This is a genomic window from Rathayibacter sp. VKM Ac-2856 (genome assembly GCF_013205055.1).
Classification (GTDB): Bacteria; Actinomycetota; Actinomycetes; order Actinomycetales; family Microbacteriaceae; genus Rathayibacter.
In genome coordinates, this window is sequence record NZ_JABMLF010000001.1 from 115,648 (window position 1) to 131,040 (window position 15,393).

The following is a 15,393-nucleotide window of genomic DNA, read 5'->3' on the forward strand; positions in this document are numbered from 1 at the left end:
CTGGCTCAGTAGCCGGAGTCGGAGGCCTCCGCGCCGAGGGCCACGGTCGTCCCGAGCGCGATCAGCGACTGGTCGGTCGCGACGGCGACCCTCGGGAAGCCGAGCGCCCGCAGCTGCCGGGCACGCTCCGGGTCGCCCGCATAGGCGCCCGCGCCCTTGCCGGCGCGCCGGGCGGCGGCCGCGATCCTCGGCAGCGGATCCTCGGGTCCGTCCGCGGCGAGCAGGTCCGAGACGTCCCTCCCGAGTCCGATCGCGAGGTCGAACGGGCCGACGATCACCCCGGCGACCCCCGGCACCGCGAGGATCGCCTCGACGGCGTCGAGACCGGCCTGCGTCTCGATCATCAGCCAGAGCGCCGTCCGCGCCTCGGCGGCCGACGGGGGAGTCGCGCCCCAGAGATCGCTCATCGGGCCCCAGCTGCGACGCCCGAGCGGCGGGTAGTGCGCGGCGCGGACCGCCGCGAGCGCGTCCTCGACCGACTCGATCATCGGGACGACGACGATGTCCGCCCCGGCGTCGAGCGCCCGGCCGATCAGCGGATCCGACAGCCCGGCGACCCGCACCGCGACCGGCGGCCTGCCGCTGACCGCGGCCAGCGCGAGCATGCTCGCGAGCACCGTCGCGTCGTCGAACGCGCCGTGCTGCGCGTCCAGGCACAGCCAGCCGGGCCCGCCGAGAGCGATCTGCGCCACCGTCCGCGGCTCGCCGAGCCGGCACCACACTCCGTCGGCCCGTCCGTCACCGAGAACCCGCTCCGCATCCACGGCACCGATCCTGCCATCGGAGGCGCTCACTGCAGGGCGAGTCCGACCAGCGGCGGCAGGACGAGGGTCGCCAGGCCCACCAGCACGCCGTGCGCGCCGACGCCCAGCGCGATCGCGGCGAGCAGGCGCGGACGGTCGCGCTGGACGACGCCGACGACGCCGAGCCCGGTGGTCGCGGCGGCGAGGAGCAGCTGGCCGAGGGCGATGGCGGTGAAGATCGCGCCGATGCCCGCGGCGTCGAGGCCGCGGTCGTAGGCGAGCAGCGGGATCGCGGTGGTCGCGCCCGCGAGCACGATCTGCGTCACCGTCATCAGGATCGCGAGGAGGAAGCCGATCAGGCCGGCGAGGTTGCGGGGACGGGTCGGCGGGTCCGTGCGGGTCATCGTGGAAGCGTAGAGCGGATCGCGCTCCCGCCCCATCCCCTGCCGAGGCGGGGGAGTCAGCGCCAGTGGGCGAGCTCGCTCGCCATCAGCAGGCGCGCGCGGGAGAGCAGTCCGCGGACGGCGGTCGGGGTGAGGTCGAGGTCGAGGGCGATCTCGTCGTAGCTGAGCTCGTGCAGCTGCCGCAGCTCCCAGCACCGGCGCTGCAGCGCCGGCATCCGCTCGAGCACCCGCTGCGCGTCGGCGGCGAGGGCGGCGCACCGGCCGGCGGCCTCCGGATCGTCCTTCTCGAGCGCCGGCAGCTCCTCGTCCAGCTCGGTCCGGCGCGCGACCGCGGGTGCGCGCAGCCGGTCGATGCTGCGCCGACGGGTCGTGGTCGCCAGCCAGCCGGCGATCGTCTTGCCGTCGATCACGCTGTCGAGGTGCGTCCAGGCGGCGAGGAACGTCTCCTGCACGACGTCGTCGACATCGGCGGAGGAGCCGAGCGTGCGCGCGGCGATCGCCCGCAGCAGTCCGGAGTAGCGCTCGACGATCGCCGCGAAGGCCCGGTCGTCGCCCGACGCGGCACGGATGACGAGCACCCGGTCCGAGTCCATCGGCAGCGCGGGCAGGGTTGACGGAGCGAGCAGCGCGGGGTTGCCGGCGCGCGTGCGGGCTCGTGCAGGGGCGAGCATGCGGGCTCCGATCGTCGAGAAGTATGTGTGCGCATACTTCCTACCGGGGAGCGGAAGGGTCGCCCAGGCCTTGACTCGGACCGCGGAATCGGCGCGGTGGACGCGGATCACGAGTTGTCCGACGGCTGTCGTCGACCTCGGCCGTCGGCCGTCGCGGGCGCGACCGAGCGGCCGCCGCGACCCCATGCCGCCCCGGAGGTCGGGCACCGAGCACGACCGCCCGATTCGCGGCCAGGGCGAGCCCTTCCTAGGCTCGATGGATGGACGAGGACGTGATCGGACGGATCGTGCTGGGGCTGGTCATGGCGGGCTCCGGGGTGCTGGTGCTCTGGATGGCGCGGGCCGCGGCGAGCGGGCGATTGAGGCGCAATCAGATCGCGGGCATCCGCACGGCGTCGACGCTTGCGAGCGACGCCGCGTGGCTCGCCGCCCATCGGCGGGCGAAGGGGCCGACCCTCGCGGCGGGCTGGTGCGCGATCGCGTCGGCGGTTCCCGCGGCGCTGCCGGTCCCGATCGAAGCGGTGCTGATCTCGGTGCTCGTCGGGTCTGTCGCGGTGCTGGCGTTCACCCTCCACGGAGCGGCGGTCGCCGGGCGGGCGGCGCGCGAGGCGCACCGGGCCGAGCAGGAGCGCGGCGCGGGGCGCTGAGACGACAGGCTCCCCGCTGCCCAGGCGCGGGGGTAGGGTTCGCAGCGTGAGCTGCAGGTGCCGACGATGAGCGAGCCCGTCGTCGACTCCGGAGCCGCGGAGATCGCCGGTCCCGCCGAGATCGTCTCCGATCGACGGATCCCCCTCTACGGCAGCGACGACACTCGACGCGAGATGCATCCGAGTACGGCGGTCGGTCCCCGACCGACCCCCGCGCCCTCCCGGCGCCTCCCGTACCCCCTCATCTCCCGAAAGGCCGCTCTGCCATGTCCTCACGCACCCTCACGCCCTCCGGCGACCCCTCGCTCGACTGGGCGGCTCGGCACACGCCGCTGCTCGCCGACAGCATCGACCGCGACTCGCCGGTCCTCGACGGTCTCCACGTCGGCATCTGCCTTCACATCGAACCCAAGACGGCCGTCCTCTGCCGCTGGCTCCTGGAGCAGGGCAGCCGCGTCACTCTGACCGGCAACGTCGGCACCACCGTCCCCGAGACGGCCGAAGCCCTCCGCGCCCTCGGCGTCGACGTCATCGGCCGGCGGACCGACGGGGCGGCCGAGCACGACCGCAACCTCGACCGGGTGCTCGCCGCCGAGCCTCAGCTCGTCATGGACAACGGCGGCGAGCTGATCGCCAAGCTCACGCGCGGCGCACCCCGCTCGGCCGGCTTCCTCGGCGCGACGGAGGAGACGACCACCGGCGGCGCCGCCGTCCGCGCCCTGCCCGTCGCGCCCGACTTCCCGGTCGTCGTGATCAACGACAGCCGGCTGAAGCTCATCGTCGAGAACGAGCACGGCGTCGGGCAGAGCATCGTCCAGGGCTTCATGAACGCGACCAACTCGATGCTCCCCGGCGCCCGCGCCACGGTCGTCGGCTACGGCCCCTGCGGCAAGGGCGTCGCCGACGTCCTGCGCAGTCTCGGCGCGATCGTCAGCGTGGTCGACCGCGACCCCTTCCGCGCCCTCGAGGCGATCATGCGCGGCCACCTCGTCGGGCCGCTCGACGCGGTCCTCCCGAGCACCGAGGTCCTCTTCCTCGCGACCGGCGCCCGGAACGTCATCGGAGCGGACCAGCTCGCGCGGCTCAAGAACGGCGTGATCCTCGTCGGCGTCGGGCACGAGGGCCTCGAGCTCGACCACGAGGCGCTCGCGAGCAGCGCCGTCCGCCGCGTCGACCTGTCACCCGCGGGCGGCGACGCGGACGCGCGCATCCTCTACGAGCTGGCGGACGGCAGGGAGGTCGTCGTCCTGCACGGCACCCGGATGATCAACCTCACCGCCGCCGGCGGCAACCCGATCCAGGCGATGGACCTCGGCCTCTCCCTCCAGGCGCGCAGCCTCGCCGCCATCGCGCGCCGCGAGGTCCCCTGGAACGGCGCCGGCCCGGTGCCCGACACCGTCGACCACGCCCTCGCGACCGCCCTCGTCGGCCTCCTCGGCAGGGGCGGCCGCTGACCCCGGGGACGAGCGCGTCGGCGGCCGGTCGGCCGGCGCCTCGGATCATCACCCCTGGTTCCCCTGGGGTCCGGTCGTGGTGATGCATCGGGGGCGTCCGACCCCCGGGCCGGCCGCCGACGCGATCGCCTCGCTCCTCGTCCTCGTCGGGGTGATCGGCGGATTCGCGAGCGCTGTCCTCGCCGGGCTCGGCGTCGCTGTGAGCTCTCTGTTCCTCGTCGGGTGCGCCGCCACCTACCGCGGTCTCTTCCTCGAGACGAACGTCCCGCCGCTGGACTGCCTGGCCGGACCGGCGTGGCCGCTGGTCTGGTGGTTCACTCTCGTCGGGGCCGGTGCGGTCCTGACCTTCTCCACCCTTGTCATCGGCGCGTACCGGCCGCGATGGTCCGTCCCGGCCGGCCTGCTGCTCGCCGTCGTCACGACGGTGAGCGCCGTTCTGACCTCGCCGGCCGGCGGTGCTTGACCCTGTGCGGGGAGAGCGCCCCGAGCCCTAGCGCGCTCGTCACCGCGACGGTTCTCCGCAGCCTTCATCAGCTGTGGAGCGTGGGGTACCCGCCGGGCTCGGGAGGGCGAAGGTCGCGCCGGTGACCGCGGAGGCCAACGGGGCGAGTGCCAGGAGGACGGCGGCGACGAGGACGCCCGCGATCGTCGTCGGCGGATCCATGAGGGCGAGACCCCAGACTCCGGCCACCTGCGCCCCAGCGGCCGCCCCGATGAACCGCGTCGCACGGCGATGCAGGAGACCGGCGCGGGCAGCTGCGGCGGCGGCGAGGACCGGTGCCGCGAGCGCCAGGACGCTCAGCACGATCAGCTCCTCGGGGTACTCCCGGAACTGGACGGGGGTGAAGGGCCCCGACCACCAGAACCGCCCGAGCGTGCCCGCCGAGGTCAGCCCGCAGAGCGCGATCGCTCCCGCGGTGGGCATCCTGCTCCGACGCAGGGCGACACCGGCGGCCGCCAGCCAGGCGAGTGCGACCAGCCCGGCGGCGACCAGCCCCGGACCGGTGGAGGTGTGCGTGTCGAAGTTCACGACTCCGGTGATCAGCTCGCGGAGGTCTCGCGCAGTGGTGTCGAGGATCACGGTCGTCAGCGTCCAGGCGGCGAGCAGGAAGAATGCTCCGATGAGCGTCGCGGTGAGCCCTGCCCGCCGGACACCGGCGACGACCGTCTCGAGGATCCCCGCCCGCGCGCGGGCCGTCCACTCGGACCGGGGCGGGCTCGCCGGGTGATCAGTGCGCGGCATCGTTCCCCATTTCGTGCACGATCCGGCCGTGGCAGCCGGCCCGGGTCCAGTCGTAGGGGCCGGCGGAGGCGAGGTTCGTGCCGTACAGGGCGGCCCAGGCGTCGCTGTCCGCCGCGAGGGGCTCTCCGCCCGGATCCTCGGGCGACCGCTCCCACCAGAGCTTGAAGGTGTAGTCGTGGCCCTCGTCGCGCATGCAGGCGGCGATGCGCAGCTGCATGTCGACCCAGCCGACCGCGTTGTCGAGCTCGCCGTCGATGAAGGAGGCCGGGTAGGTGACGTCATCCGGAGTGTCGGAGACGTCGTAGAGGCGGACGCCCCACTCGTCGTACCGGTGCCCGTCGGGGGTGGCGACCGGGGTCGGCGGCTCGGCGGGCACCTCGGTCGGCACCTCGGACGGCGTCATCGGCCCTCGCGCCGCAGGCGAGTCGGACGGAAGGGACGTCGAGGGCCCGTCCTCGCGACCGGTGGCCGGATCCGCCGCCCGTGCGGCCGGGTACGCGTCGTCGTAGTCCTGGACGGCCGATGTCACCGTGGCGACGAGGACGGTGCCGACGCCGGCGGTGAGGAGCAGCCCCGCCGCAGTGAGGGCGATCGCGGCGCGCAGCCGGGTGCGGCCCCGAGGGCGCGGATCCGTCATGCCGCCACCTGCTCTGCGGCGGGCCGTCGCGCGATCGACCAGCAGAGGACGGCGGCGAGCAGGACGAGTCCCTGCGCGTTGCCCAGCAGCAGGAGCACGAGGTCGAGGGAGGGCACCGAGGACACGAGCACCGGAACCGTGGCGCTGATGTACCAGAGCGCGTCGACGGCGACCGTGGGGAGCACCGTGACGGCGATCGCCCCCAGCACGGCGCCGACGCTCCGGGTCCGGCGGTGGAGCAGCAGCAGCAGAGCGAGCGAGGCGGCGCCGGTCGCGGCGTGGACCGGGACGACCGCGGCGAGCGGCACCGGGCTCTCGGTGGCCAGTCGGATGCTCGCCCACCCGCCCATGACGACGGAGGCGGCGACGATCACGAGCACGACGGCCCAGAGCGCGAGGGAGAGCGAGCCGACCCGTGCGCTGAAGAGGATCTCCGCGCCGCCCTCGTGCAGTCGCGCGCGGCGCCACAGCAGATCCGCTCCCGCGCCACGGACGGTCCGCGACCTGATCTGGCGCGCGGTGCGTCCGGGAGCCTGCTCCCGCTCCTCCGCCCAGCGGGTGTGCTCGAAGAGGTCGGAGGCGATCTCCTCCGCGCGCTCGACGGCGACGTGCGGATCCAGCCCGCGGGTGTAGAGGCGGCACCATCGCAGCGCGGAGACGGTGGAGCGGCGGACGGCCGCCGACGACCGGGCGCTCACGCTGCTCCGCCCACGACGAAGGCGGCCCGCGCGCCGGCGGTCGAGCGGGCGGCAGCGGCGGCGTGAGCGACGGCGCGCCCCTCGCCGGTCACCTCGTAGCAGCGGCGCGGAGGGCGGCCCTGCGCGGTCGCCTCGGCCTTGTCCTCCCAGGACGACGAGACGAGGCCGCGCTCCTGCATCCGCCCCAGTGCCTTGTAGAGGGTGCCGTGCGCGGTGAGCGGTCGCCCGTCCCCGGTGGCGAGGGACGCCGCGAGCGCGAACCCGTGCGTCGGCTCGCCCGCCTGAAGGAGCGCGTCCAGGAGGTCGAGCTCGAGGGGGAGGACCGTTCCCTGCTTCCGTCTGGGCATGATCGAAGAATAGGAAGATAGGGGGCGCAGGTCAAGAGCGGAGCGCCCCGGGCTAGCGCGACGCGTCGGCGGTGAACTGCCGGAGCGCCGCTTCGTAGCGACCGGGGTCGCGGCGATCGCGGGCCGTGAGGATCAGCGTCGACCCCGAGACGGTGCGGGTGTACTCGCCCCGGCAGGGGAGGGTGACGATCGTCGTCAGGCCGGCCTCCCAGGCGGGGATGAGGGCGTGGAGTGAGCGCCGCTCCGGGGTCTCCTCGAGCGGGACGGCGTGCTCGTCCGGCTCCGCGGACCGGCGCTCCTCCTGCCAGGCGAGGAAGGGCGCGCCGAGCGAGTCGTCACCGAAGCTCGCGTGCCAGCTCGGGCCGAGGACGAGTCCGAGGAGCCGGGCGCGCTCCGGTGATCCGTCGGCGGTGCTCGGGAGTCGCTGGAGCAGTGGGCCGGTCTCGACGGCCCGATGCTCGAGGCACTCCCGCCACAGCCGGGGCCAGGCGCGCTCCCACTCGGCATCCGCCGATCCGAGCCGCGCAGGAGCGATCTCGAGCGGAGGCGGTGCGTCCCCCTCGGGGTCGAGGCCCCACGCCTCGCGGACCCAGAGCAGCTCCAGGAGCGCCAGCGGGTCGTGCTCGGTCGTGATCAGCATCTGCGACGGCCAGGAGTCGCCGGGAGAGGGACGGGATGCTCGCATGGGAGGGCCTTCCGTGGAGTTCGCGAGCTCCGATCGTCTCAGAGGCGGCTCCGCGCCTCAGCGCACGTACCGGATGTGCGTCGCCAGGGGCGAGTGCAGCACCTCGACCGGGTGGAAGGCGATCGGGCCGTAGGAGCAGGGGAGCACCGCTCCTCGGCCAGGCGCGGTGCTCCCCGGCCCGCGCCTCACTCCGGATCGAGCGCGGACCGCGAGGGGGCCGGGGAGCCGTGGTCGTCGGTGTCGCTGCCGGCGGGGTCGTCTTCGATCGTCAACGTGGCGCCGAGGCCCACGGCGAGCACAGCGGGGGCGGTGCTGTCCGCGGCGGTGTGGCCGACGATCGTGACGGTGCCCGTCAGTCGCAGGTGCGCGAGGGCCTCGGAGTAGTCGAGGAGGGCGGCGGCTGCGTCGTCGTCGAGGGCGACGGCTCCGCCGGCGCAGGGAACGGTCTTCATCTCACAGTCCTCGGGGGTCGCAGAACGGCTGGCGACCGACACCGGGGACCAGGGTGCGGTGCTTCGATTCTGCAGAGGACGCCGGGCCGATGACAAGTCGGGCGAGGTCGATCGCCTCCGTCGGTCGCCCGCGCGGCATCGGGTGCGCGGTGGCATCGGGCAGCTCCGATCAGGCAGACGATCGCGATCTTGGCAAGCCCGTTGGCACAGGGGGCCTCCCTTCGGCATCATCGAGGCCGGTTGGCGTCCGTCGGCTTGGACACGGGCTGGAGACGCCATGGGGAAGCTGCACTACGACGGTTCGGTGGAGATCGACTTCGAGGACCGGGTGCTCGCGCATCTGCAGATCGTGATCACGGCGAAGCTGCGCCGCAACGAGTCGTTCCTGCTCAGCTGGCGCGACGACCACAGCATGGGCGACGGCCGCAGCGCGATCTGGCTGCACCCCTCCCACGCCCTGCGCTACAAGTACTTCGGCGGGCGGATGCCCCGCATCAACCCCACGTGGATCGGCGCGCTGACCGATCTCGCCAACTCCGCCGGCGGCCTCTACGTGTCGGCCGAGCCCGCGGAGTCCGTCCGTCCGTCCGCGCACGGGGAGCACCTGTGAAGCGCATCGACCTGATCTACAACGGCGTCGTGCACACCGTCAGCAATCGCACCCTCGAGGAGTTCCAGGCCGAGGTCGACGCTGCTCTCGCCGCCCCGACGCCGCAGTGGCTGACCGTCAACTACGGCGAGGGACGGGCGAACACCGCCCGGATCCTGATCACCCCGCACGCGGCGCTCACGATCATCACGAACGACTTCGACGCCGAGAACCGCGCCGACGGCGACGCCGGCTGACCGTCGGATCCCTCCGGCTGTCATGACCGGCGGGCGCCGTCACTCCTCGGAGTGGCTCGTCACAGCGGGCTCGATGTCGAGCCAGGTGTAGTCGACGTCCCGGTCGTCGATGATCCGGGGATCCGCGTCCGACGGCGCCACGAGTGGGGAGCGCAGGGCCTCGAGGCGCTGCCGGAGGTCCTCCTCCGTCGTGGCCGCCGAGGAGCCCGCGGGGCCCCGCACGGCGAGGGGCACGCCCGCGCCGAGCGTCACGAGCACGTGGGCCTGCTCGGCAGGCGAGGCGTGGTCCACCAGGGTCACGGTATCGACCCGGCCCTGCCGGGCGAGGGCGCTGGAGTAGTCGATCACGGCGGTGGCGGTCGCGTCCTCGACGAGGGCGGCGGTTCCGGCGTAGAAGAAGGTGTTCATCAGATCCTCTGGTCCGAGCACGAGAAGTGTTCCGACACCAGGGACCGGGATGCGGTGGAGTGAACGCTACGTCGTGCCCGGTCGCGAATCGAGGGGGTTGCGCAGAATCGGATCGAGGACTCGCTCGACGGCCATGACGGCGCGAGAGCGGCGCGGGCCGATCGGACCGGGTGTCAGAGGCCGGTCGTGGTGGTGACGATGCGGTGCGCGACGTCATGCAGGCGCGTGCTGTTCGAGCGGGCGTGCGTGCGGATGAGGGCGAAGGCGCGGTCGATGCTGACGCCGTTGCGCTCGGCGATGACGCCCTTGGCCTGCTCGATCAGCACGCGCGAGTCGAGGGCGTGCCGCAGCTGCGCGGCGAGGTCGTTCTGCTGCTGCAGGTTCTCGCTGTGCACGAGCGCGAGGGCCGCGACGTCGGTGAACGCCTGGAGGAGGGCGATCTCCCCGGCGCTGAGCGATCCGCTGCCCTCGCAGAAGACGTTCAGGGCGCCGAGCGTGCGGCTGCCCAGGCGGAGCGGGGTGGCGTGCGCGGAGCGGAAGCCCCGCTCCAGGGCGACCCGGGTGAAGTCCGGCCACCGGTCGGTGTCGGCGAGGTCCGGGAGATCGACGGGCTCGCCGGTGTGGAAGGACTCCAGGCACGGTCCCTCGCGCGTCCCCAGCTGATCCTCCTCGACGTCGGACGCCCGCTCGCTCGTGGACGCCAGCACGTGCAGCGTCCCGGTCTCGTCGGCGAGGACGATGCCGGCGTCGACGGCGGAGGTGAACCGCGTCGCGGCCTGGACGAGGACGTCCATCGTGTCGATGACGTCGTGATCGGGCTCGAGCGATCGCGCGAGAGAGACGAACACCTCGGCGAGACGCACCTCGCGATCGGAACCGGCCATGCATCGACCCTACGCGGCGCCCCCACCCGCGCGGGTGCGCGGCCGTGCCAACTGTTCGTCCTGCGGACAGGAGCGCGTGGCGGTCGCCGCCGTCGGGGCGACCCTCCGCCCGCGGCGGGCGGCTCCGGCGGCGAGCGTGGCGACCGCCGCGACGGTGAAGGCGATCATCGCGCCGGGTCCGTCGAGCAGCGCGCCGATCGCGATCGCGCCCACGGCCTGCCCGGCGATGAGCACGACGAAGAGCAGCGCCGTGCCGGTCGCCGCGCGCTCGGGGTCGAGGGAGGCCGTCCACGCGATGAGGGCTCCGGTGCCGGCCGTGTAGCCCCAGCCGAAGAGGAGGCAGGCCACGAGGGCGAGCGGAGTGCCGGCGGCGAGGGCCAGGCCGAGGGTCCCGGCGGCGGCGGTCGCCGTGGTGATCGTCCAGGCGGTGCGCGGCGACAGGGTGCTGGTCCAGCGGGCGGTGGCGATCGCGGCGGTGCCGCCGACGCCGAGGACGACCCAGGCGACGACCGATCCCGCGGTGCTGCTCCCCTCGTCGACGAGCAGCGTCCTGCCGTAGTTCCAGACCCCGGCGGATCCCGCCCCGAGCAGCGCCGCCGCGAGGATCAGACCCCGGTGGGCGCGCAGCCAGGCGGTCGAGAGGGCGGCGGGAGTCTCGCGGCGAGCAGCCGTGCCGTCGAGGGCGGTGACCGCGAGGGCGGTGGCGACCGCGGCGATCGCGGCGACGACCCAGACCGCGCGCCAGTCCGGCAGCAGCGTCAGCGCGAGGGCGCCGGCGCCGATCAGGCCGGGCCCGGTCCCCGAGTTCGCGATGGTCTGCGCCCGGCTCTGCAGCCCGGGGCGGACGCCCCTCCGGAGCACGTCGACCAGAGCCGGGGACGCCAGGCCGGCGCCGATCGAGCTGACGACGGCGGCGATCGCGAACGGCGCGAACTCGTGGCTGAGCGCCATCCCGAGCGAGCCCGCGCCGGCGGTCGCGCCGGCGGCCAGGACGAGGAGCCGCGCCGCGCGGGAGGCGAGGACGAAGCCCGCGACCGCGCCGAGGCAGTAGGCGACGGAGGCCCCGGCCGAGACCGCGCCCGCCGTGGCCGCGTCGAAGCCGAGCTCGGCGCGCATCTCGGGGAGCAGCAGACCGTAGGCGAAGCGCACGAGACCGTAGGCGGCGGCGATGAGCCCGGTCGCGGCGACGATCAGCGGAACGGGCGAGGAGACCGCTAACGAAAACGACCGTTTCATATTGCGAGTCTAAGCTGGAGTCATGGCGACGTCACCTCCGACCGGCTCGATCAGGCCCCGCACCGAGGCCAAGCTGCTCGATGCGGCCGAGGAGCTCTTCTTCTCCCGCGGCATCGCGGCGACGCCGATCGACGCGGTGCTGGCCCTGGCGGGCGTCTCGGCCGCCACCCTCTACCGCGGCTACTCCAGCAAGGAGGCGCTGGTCGCCGCCGCCCTCGCCCGCCGGCACGCAGCGTGGCTCGAGACCTGGGAGGGCGCGATCGCGGACGCGGGCTCGGACCGGGAGCGCCTGCTCGCCGTGCTCCCCGCGCTCGAGCGCTTCCGGGCCCGGCCGCACGGAGCCCGCTGGTGCGCGTTCCTCGCGTCCTCCGCGGAGTACCTCGACCCTCCTGCGGAGCTCGCCGAGGCGGTCCGCGCCGATACCCGCTCGCTGCGCGACCGGCTGACCGAGCTCGCCGAGCCGCTCGTGGGGGAGGAGGCGCCGCGACTCGCGGAGGAGCTCCTCCTCGTCGTGACCGGCGATCTCGCCATGCGCCTGCGCGGCGAGCCGCTCACCGGATCGAGCGCGGCCGAGCGCGTCGCGGACGCCGTGGTGAGCGCCCACCTGCGCACCTGAGGCGTCCGCGCGGGGCGAGACGCGCCGGAGTGCTCCACTCCCGGCCGACCGCGTCCCGGAGTGTCAGCGCGGCTCGCCCACCCGGTACGCGGAGCCCGGGTGCCCGGCGGGCAGCGTCGGCACCTCGCGCCCGAGGATCCGCTCGCGCATCGACCCGGAGCGGGGCGTCTCGGGCAGCATGCCGCGCTCGCGCAGCAGCGGCATCACCTGCTCGGCGAAGTCCCGGTACGTCTCCCACGAGCCGTAGGTGTACTCGATCAGGAAGCCGTCGACGTCCGTCCGATCGACGATCTCCTGCAGCCGGTCGGCGACGGACTCCGCGGTCCCGGTGACCCGCATGCCGCCGATCGAGGACGTGATGACGTCGAGGATCTCGGCGACGGTCGGGCTGTACTCGGGCTGCTGGAACATCGCCAGCATCGTCTGCCCGACCTCGGTCGTCACGTCGGCCAGGGTCGCGTCGAGCGGGAACGACATCAGGTCGACGCCGCTCCACCCCATGAACAGCGCGGCGGCGGCCTCGCGCGAGGGGGTCGCGTCGAGCTCGGCCCGCAGGCGCGCGGCCTCCTCCTCCGTCTCCCCGACGATGATCGAGACGGAGGGGAGGACCGTGATGTGCCGGGGGTCGCGGCCGTTCGCCTCGGCCCGCGCCCGCAGGTCGGCGACGGTGGCGGCGGCCTTGTCGAGGTCGCGGTCCTGGATGAAGACGCACTCGCCGTAGCGCCCGGCGAAGGCGCGGCCGGCGGAGGAGGTGCCCGCCTGCAGCAGCAGCGGGGTGCGCTGCACCGACGGGATCGCCGGGAAGTAGCCGTCGTAGCGGAAGTACTCGCCCTCGTGCCGGATGCGGTGCACCTTGGCCGGATCGGCGTAGGTCCGGGTGGCCTTGTCGTAGACCACCGCCTCGTCCTCCCACGCGCCCTCCCAGAGCTTCAGGCACAGCTCGACGAACTCGGTCGCGCGGCGGTAGCGCTCGTCGTGCGGGGTGACGCCGTCGAGCCCCAGCAGCCGGGTGAGGGCGACCTGGTTGTCGGAGGTGACGATGTTCCAGGCGATGCGGCCCCGGGTCAGGTGGTCGAGCGTGGTGAAGGTGCGGGCGTTGAGGTAGGGCTGCTGCGCGGTGGTGGAGGCGGTGACGACGAAGCCGAGGCGGTCGACCGTCGCCGCGAGGCCGCTGACGAGGGCGAGCGGGTCGTGCACGGGGACCTGCACGGCCTCGCGGATCACCACCTCCGGCACATCGTCGCCGCTCATCGGGTAGCCCAGCGCCTCGGCGAGGAAGAGGAAGTCGAAGCCGGCGTCCTCGAGCTTCCGGGCGAGGTCCTGCCAGTACTCGAGCGTGGCGAAGTCGCGGGTGTCGCCGCGAGGGTGGTGCCAGGCGTTGCTGATGAAGTTCGGCGTGAACTCCTCGAACGCGCCGAGGAAGATCTGCTTGGTCACGGTGCTGCCCTTCGACGGTGATCGGATGCTCCCGATCGGAGGGCTGATAACCTGGCGTTATCAACGTCGTGATGATAACCAGGAGTAATCGCACGCCGCAAGAGCACCACCCGGAGGACCGATGAGCGACGACGCCGCGGAGGCACCCGCCCTCGCCTCCGAGATCGGCGCGCTCGTGCGCGCCCTGCGCACCATGCGCGGACTCTCCATGCGCGCGCTCGCGGCCGAGGCCGGGGTCTCGCAGCCCTTCCTCTCGAAACTCGAGAACGGCCTGCTGCTGCCGAGCCTCTCGACCCTCTACGCGCTGGCCGCGGCGTTCGACGTGCCGCCCGCCGAGCTGGTGCCGGCGATCGCCTCCTCCGACGACACGACGCCGGAGGCGCACCTGCGCGCGAGCAACGCGCCGCACGCCCCGCGCGCGCGGCTGGTCGCGGGCGGTCCGGGCCGCCGGATGGAGGCCTACCTCTTCACCGCGCAGCCGGGCGAGTCCGACGACGTCGACTTCACGCACCCCGGCGAGGAGTTCGTCTTCGTCACCGAGGGCACCGCCGTGCTGACCTACGCCGATGGCGCGTCCCACGCGGTGTCCGCCGGCGGATCGATCACCATCGAGACGACCCGACCGCACCGCTGGTCGGTCCCGGCGGACGCCGAGGGCCCGGCGCGCTACCTGCTCGTGACCCACCCCCTCGGCTCCGCTGCGGACAGCGAGCCGCGGGCCTGACGGGGTGGCCGGGATCGTCTACCGGGGGTCGGACGCCCCGCGCTCCATCTGCCGCCAGGTGCCGCCGGTGAGCGGGCTGAGGGTGATCAGCGCGTAGAGGACGGCGATCGCGCCGAACGCGACGGCCAGCCCGACGGTGTCCGCGGCGACGCCGCCGAGCAGGGCTCCGAGCGGCACGCCCGCCCAGGCGCCGGCGTTGACGAGCCCGAAGACCCGGCCGCGCAGGTGCTCGGGGATCCGCTCGAGCTGGACGGCGCCGAGGATCGGGTTGATCGACCCCGCGGCCAGCCCCGACAGGGCGAACGCGGCGACGAGGAGCGGCAGAGGTGCGCCGAGCGCGAGGGCGGCGCTGGAGGGAGCGCCGGCGAGTGCGAAGCAGGTCGAGAACGTCACCCGGCGGGGCAGGCGGTGCGCGACGGCGCCGAAGGCGACGTTCCCGATCAGCGCGGAGCCGCCGAGCACCGCGACGAGCAGGCCGAGGGCGGCGGCACCGCCGAGCCGGTCGTCCGCGTAGAGGGGGAGCAGGGTCGAGCTGCGCGCCGCGTCGAGCAGGTTGGTGACGAGGACGAGGGCGATGACGGCCCGGAGGAGCCGGTCGCGGACCAGGAACCGGACGCCGTCGGCCAGGTCCGCCCAGTAGGAGGCGCGGGTCGGCGCGCGATCCCCGGCGCTCCCTCGATCCCCGGCATCCACTCCCTCCTCGATGCCCGGCGCGGGAGGAACGACGACGAGGGCCCGGGTGAGGAGTGCCGAGAGGGCGAACGCCCCAGCGTTGACGTACAGGGACGCGACCGGACCGAGGAGAGCGACGAGGAGACCCGCCGCGGAGGCGCCGAGGAGTCGCGCGAGGCGCTCGGAGCCGTCCAGCAGTCCGACGCTCTGCTCGAGGCGGACCCCCGCTCGGGCGCTCAGGCGGGGGAGCAGCACGCGCCGCGCGGTCTGCCCCGGGGTGTCGAGCAGGCCGCCGGCGAACACCAGCAGGAGCAGCGCCCAGAACGGCAGACCCACCGTCTGAGCCGCGACGGGGATCGCGAGGACGGTCACCCCGCTCGCGAGGTCGGCGACGATCGCCGCTCGTCGAGGACCGACGCGATCGACGACGACCCCGCCGAGGGTGCCGCCGAGGACGATCGGGGCCGTCGCGAAGAACGCGGCCAGCCCGACGTCGGTGCCGGATCCGCCGGTGCCGAGGACGTAGAAGGGGATCGCGAAGGCGGTGACGACGTTGCCCGTCTGCGACACCGCGTGGGCGGTCAAAAGT

At 74.0% G+C, this 15,393-nt stretch carries 21 protein-coding genes; 7 read left to right on the plus strand and 14 right to left on the minus strand.

What is annotated here, in order from left to right:
• Nucleotides 1-5: 5 nt before the first annotated feature.
• The 3 genes from HQQ82_RS00485 to HQQ82_RS00495 are packed head-to-tail and all read right to left on the minus strand — an operon-like array spanning nt 6 to nt 1,818.
• The gene (locus HQQ82_RS00485) at nt 6-764 is read right to left on the minus strand and encodes an aldolase/citrate lyase family protein (protein ID WP_216848109.1); all 759 of its coding nucleotides are present in this window, start codon (nt 762-764) and stop codon (nt 6-8) included.
• A gap of 26 nt (nt 765-790) precedes the next feature.
• The gene (locus HQQ82_RS00490) at nt 791-1,147 is read right to left on the minus strand and encodes a hypothetical protein (protein ID WP_173231149.1); all 357 of its coding nucleotides are present in this window, start codon (nt 1,145-1,147) and stop codon (nt 791-793) included.
• Nucleotides 1,148-1,203: 56 nt separating this feature from the next.
• Nucleotides 1,204-1,818 (minus strand): RNA polymerase sigma factor, encoded by a 615-nt coding sequence (locus HQQ82_RS00495; protein WP_173231150.1) that lies wholly within the window; start codon nt 1,816-1,818, stop codon nt 1,204-1,206.
• Between the two features lie 260 nt (nt 1,819-2,078).
• On the opposite strand from HQQ82_RS00495, the gene HQQ82_RS00500 reads away from it, so the two are divergent.
• The 3 genes from HQQ82_RS00500 to HQQ82_RS00510 all read left to right on the plus strand — a co-directional run bounded on the left by HQQ82_RS00500 (nt 2,079) and on the right by HQQ82_RS00510 (nt 4,382).
• Nucleotides 2,079-2,465 (plus strand): SdpI family protein, encoded by a 387-nt coding sequence (locus tag HQQ82_RS00500; protein WP_173231151.1) that lies wholly within the window; start codon nt 2,079-2,081, stop codon nt 2,463-2,465.
• 266 nt (nt 2,466-2,731) lie between these two features.
• On the plus strand, nt 2,732-3,919 hold the full coding sequence (locus tag HQQ82_RS00505) for an adenosylhomocysteinase (RefSeq protein WP_173231152.1): 1,188 nt from the start codon (nt 2,732-2,734) through the stop codon (nt 3,917-3,919).
• A gap of 82 nt (nt 3,920-4,001) precedes the next feature.
• The gene (locus tag HQQ82_RS00510; RefSeq protein WP_173231153.1) at nt 4,002-4,382 is read left to right on the plus strand and encodes a hypothetical protein; all 381 of its coding nucleotides are present in this window, start codon (nt 4,002-4,004) and stop codon (nt 4,380-4,382) included.
• A 39-nt stretch (nt 4,383-4,421) separates the two neighbouring features.
• Here HQQ82_RS00510 and HQQ82_RS00515 read toward each other — a convergent pair whose 3' ends face one another.
• From HQQ82_RS00515 to HQQ82_RS00540, 6 genes are all read right to left on the minus strand, one after another.
• Nucleotides 4,422-5,162 carry a hypothetical protein gene (locus HQQ82_RS00515; RefSeq protein ID WP_173231154.1) on the minus strand — a complete coding sequence of 247 codons (741 nt, stop codon included), beginning with the start codon at nt 5,160-5,162 and terminating at the stop codon, nt 4,422-4,424.
• Nucleotides 5,149-5,799, minus strand: a complete 651-nt coding sequence (locus HQQ82_RS00520; protein WP_173231155.1) for a hypothetical protein — start codon at nt 5,797-5,799, stop codon at nt 5,149-5,151. Before HQQ82_RS00520 ends, HQQ82_RS00515 begins: the two co-directional genes overlap by 14 nt.
• The gene (locus HQQ82_RS00525; protein WP_173231156.1) at nt 5,796-6,497 is read right to left on the minus strand and encodes a hypothetical protein; all 702 of its coding nucleotides are present in this window, start codon (nt 6,495-6,497) and stop codon (nt 5,796-5,798) included. The genes HQQ82_RS00520 and HQQ82_RS00525 overlap by 4 nt, the downstream gene beginning before the upstream one ends.
• A complete protein-coding gene (locus tag HQQ82_RS00530; protein ID WP_173231157.1) occupies nt 6,494-6,844 on the minus strand; it encodes a PadR family transcriptional regulator in 351 nt (116 codons plus the stop codon). The genes HQQ82_RS00525 and HQQ82_RS00530 overlap by 4 nt, the downstream gene beginning before the upstream one ends.
• Nucleotides 6,845-6,896: 52 nt before the next feature.
• Nucleotides 6,897-7,529, minus strand: a complete 633-nt coding sequence (locus HQQ82_RS00535) for a hypothetical protein (protein ID WP_173231158.1) — start codon at nt 7,527-7,529, stop codon at nt 6,897-6,899.
• A 185-nt stretch (nt 7,530-7,714) separates the two neighbouring features.
• On the minus strand, nt 7,715-7,981 hold the full coding sequence (locus tag HQQ82_RS00540; protein WP_173231159.1) for a hypothetical protein: 267 nt from the start codon (nt 7,979-7,981) through the stop codon (nt 7,715-7,717).
• A 277-nt stretch (nt 7,982-8,258) separates the two neighbouring features.
• Here HQQ82_RS00540 and HQQ82_RS00545 point away from each other — a divergent pair, with 277 nt between their 5' ends.
• Together HQQ82_RS00545 and HQQ82_RS00550 are read left to right on the plus strand one after the other, a co-directional pair.
• Nucleotides 8,259-8,591, plus strand: coding sequence for an ATP-dependent DNA ligase (locus HQQ82_RS00545; protein WP_173231160.1), 333 nt, complete (start codon nt 8,259-8,261; stop codon nt 8,589-8,591).
• The gene (locus HQQ82_RS00550) at nt 8,588-8,827 is read left to right on the plus strand and encodes a hypothetical protein (RefSeq protein ID WP_173231161.1); all 240 of its coding nucleotides are present in this window, start codon (nt 8,588-8,590) and stop codon (nt 8,825-8,827) included. The genes HQQ82_RS00545 and HQQ82_RS00550 overlap by 4 nt, the downstream gene beginning before the upstream one ends.
• Before the next feature lie 39 nt (nt 8,828-8,866).
• Here the strand turns inward: HQQ82_RS00550 and HQQ82_RS00555 are convergent, their stop codons facing one another.
• The 3 genes from HQQ82_RS00555 to HQQ82_RS00565 all read right to left on the minus strand — a co-directional run bounded on the left by HQQ82_RS00555 (nt 8,867) and on the right by HQQ82_RS00565 (nt 11,355).
• A complete protein-coding gene (locus HQQ82_RS00555) occupies nt 8,867-9,235 on the minus strand; it encodes a hypothetical protein (RefSeq protein WP_173231162.1) in 369 nt (122 codons plus the stop codon).
• A gap of 173 nt (nt 9,236-9,408) precedes the next feature.
• Nucleotides 9,409-10,119 carry a GAF and ANTAR domain-containing protein gene (locus HQQ82_RS00560; RefSeq protein ID WP_173231163.1) on the minus strand — a complete coding sequence of 237 codons (711 nt, stop codon included), beginning with the start codon at nt 10,117-10,119 and terminating at the stop codon, nt 9,409-9,411.
• Nucleotides 10,120-10,128: 9 nt separating this feature from the next.
• On the minus strand, nt 10,129-11,355 hold the full coding sequence (locus HQQ82_RS00565) for an MFS transporter (RefSeq protein WP_173231164.1): 1,227 nt from the start codon (nt 11,353-11,355) through the stop codon (nt 10,129-10,131).
• 22 nt (nt 11,356-11,377) lie between these two features.
• Between HQQ82_RS00565 and HQQ82_RS00570 the strand changes: the two genes are divergently transcribed.
• Nucleotides 11,378-11,971 (plus strand): TetR/AcrR family transcriptional regulator, encoded by a 594-nt coding sequence (locus HQQ82_RS00570; RefSeq protein ID WP_173231165.1) that lies wholly within the window; start codon nt 11,378-11,380, stop codon nt 11,969-11,971.
• Nucleotides 11,972-12,034: 63 nt separating this feature from the next.
• Here HQQ82_RS00570 and HQQ82_RS00575 read toward each other — a convergent pair whose 3' ends face one another.
• Nucleotides 12,035-13,408 (minus strand): NtaA/DmoA family FMN-dependent monooxygenase, encoded by a 1,374-nt coding sequence (locus HQQ82_RS00575; RefSeq protein WP_173231166.1) that lies wholly within the window; start codon nt 13,406-13,408, stop codon nt 12,035-12,037.
• A 121-nt stretch (nt 13,409-13,529) separates the two neighbouring features.
• Here HQQ82_RS00575 and HQQ82_RS00580 point away from each other — a divergent pair, with 121 nt between their 5' ends.
• A complete protein-coding gene (locus HQQ82_RS00580; protein ID WP_173231167.1) occupies nt 13,530-14,132 on the plus strand; it encodes a helix-turn-helix domain-containing protein in 603 nt (200 codons plus the stop codon).
• Nucleotides 14,133-14,150: 18 nt separating this feature from the next.
• Here HQQ82_RS00580 and HQQ82_RS00585 read toward each other — a convergent pair whose 3' ends face one another.
• Entirely contained in the window at nt 14,151-15,389 is a 1,239-nt protein-coding gene (locus tag HQQ82_RS00585) for an MFS transporter (protein WP_216848112.1), read from the minus strand.
• Nucleotides 15,390-15,393: the final 4 nt, after the last annotated feature.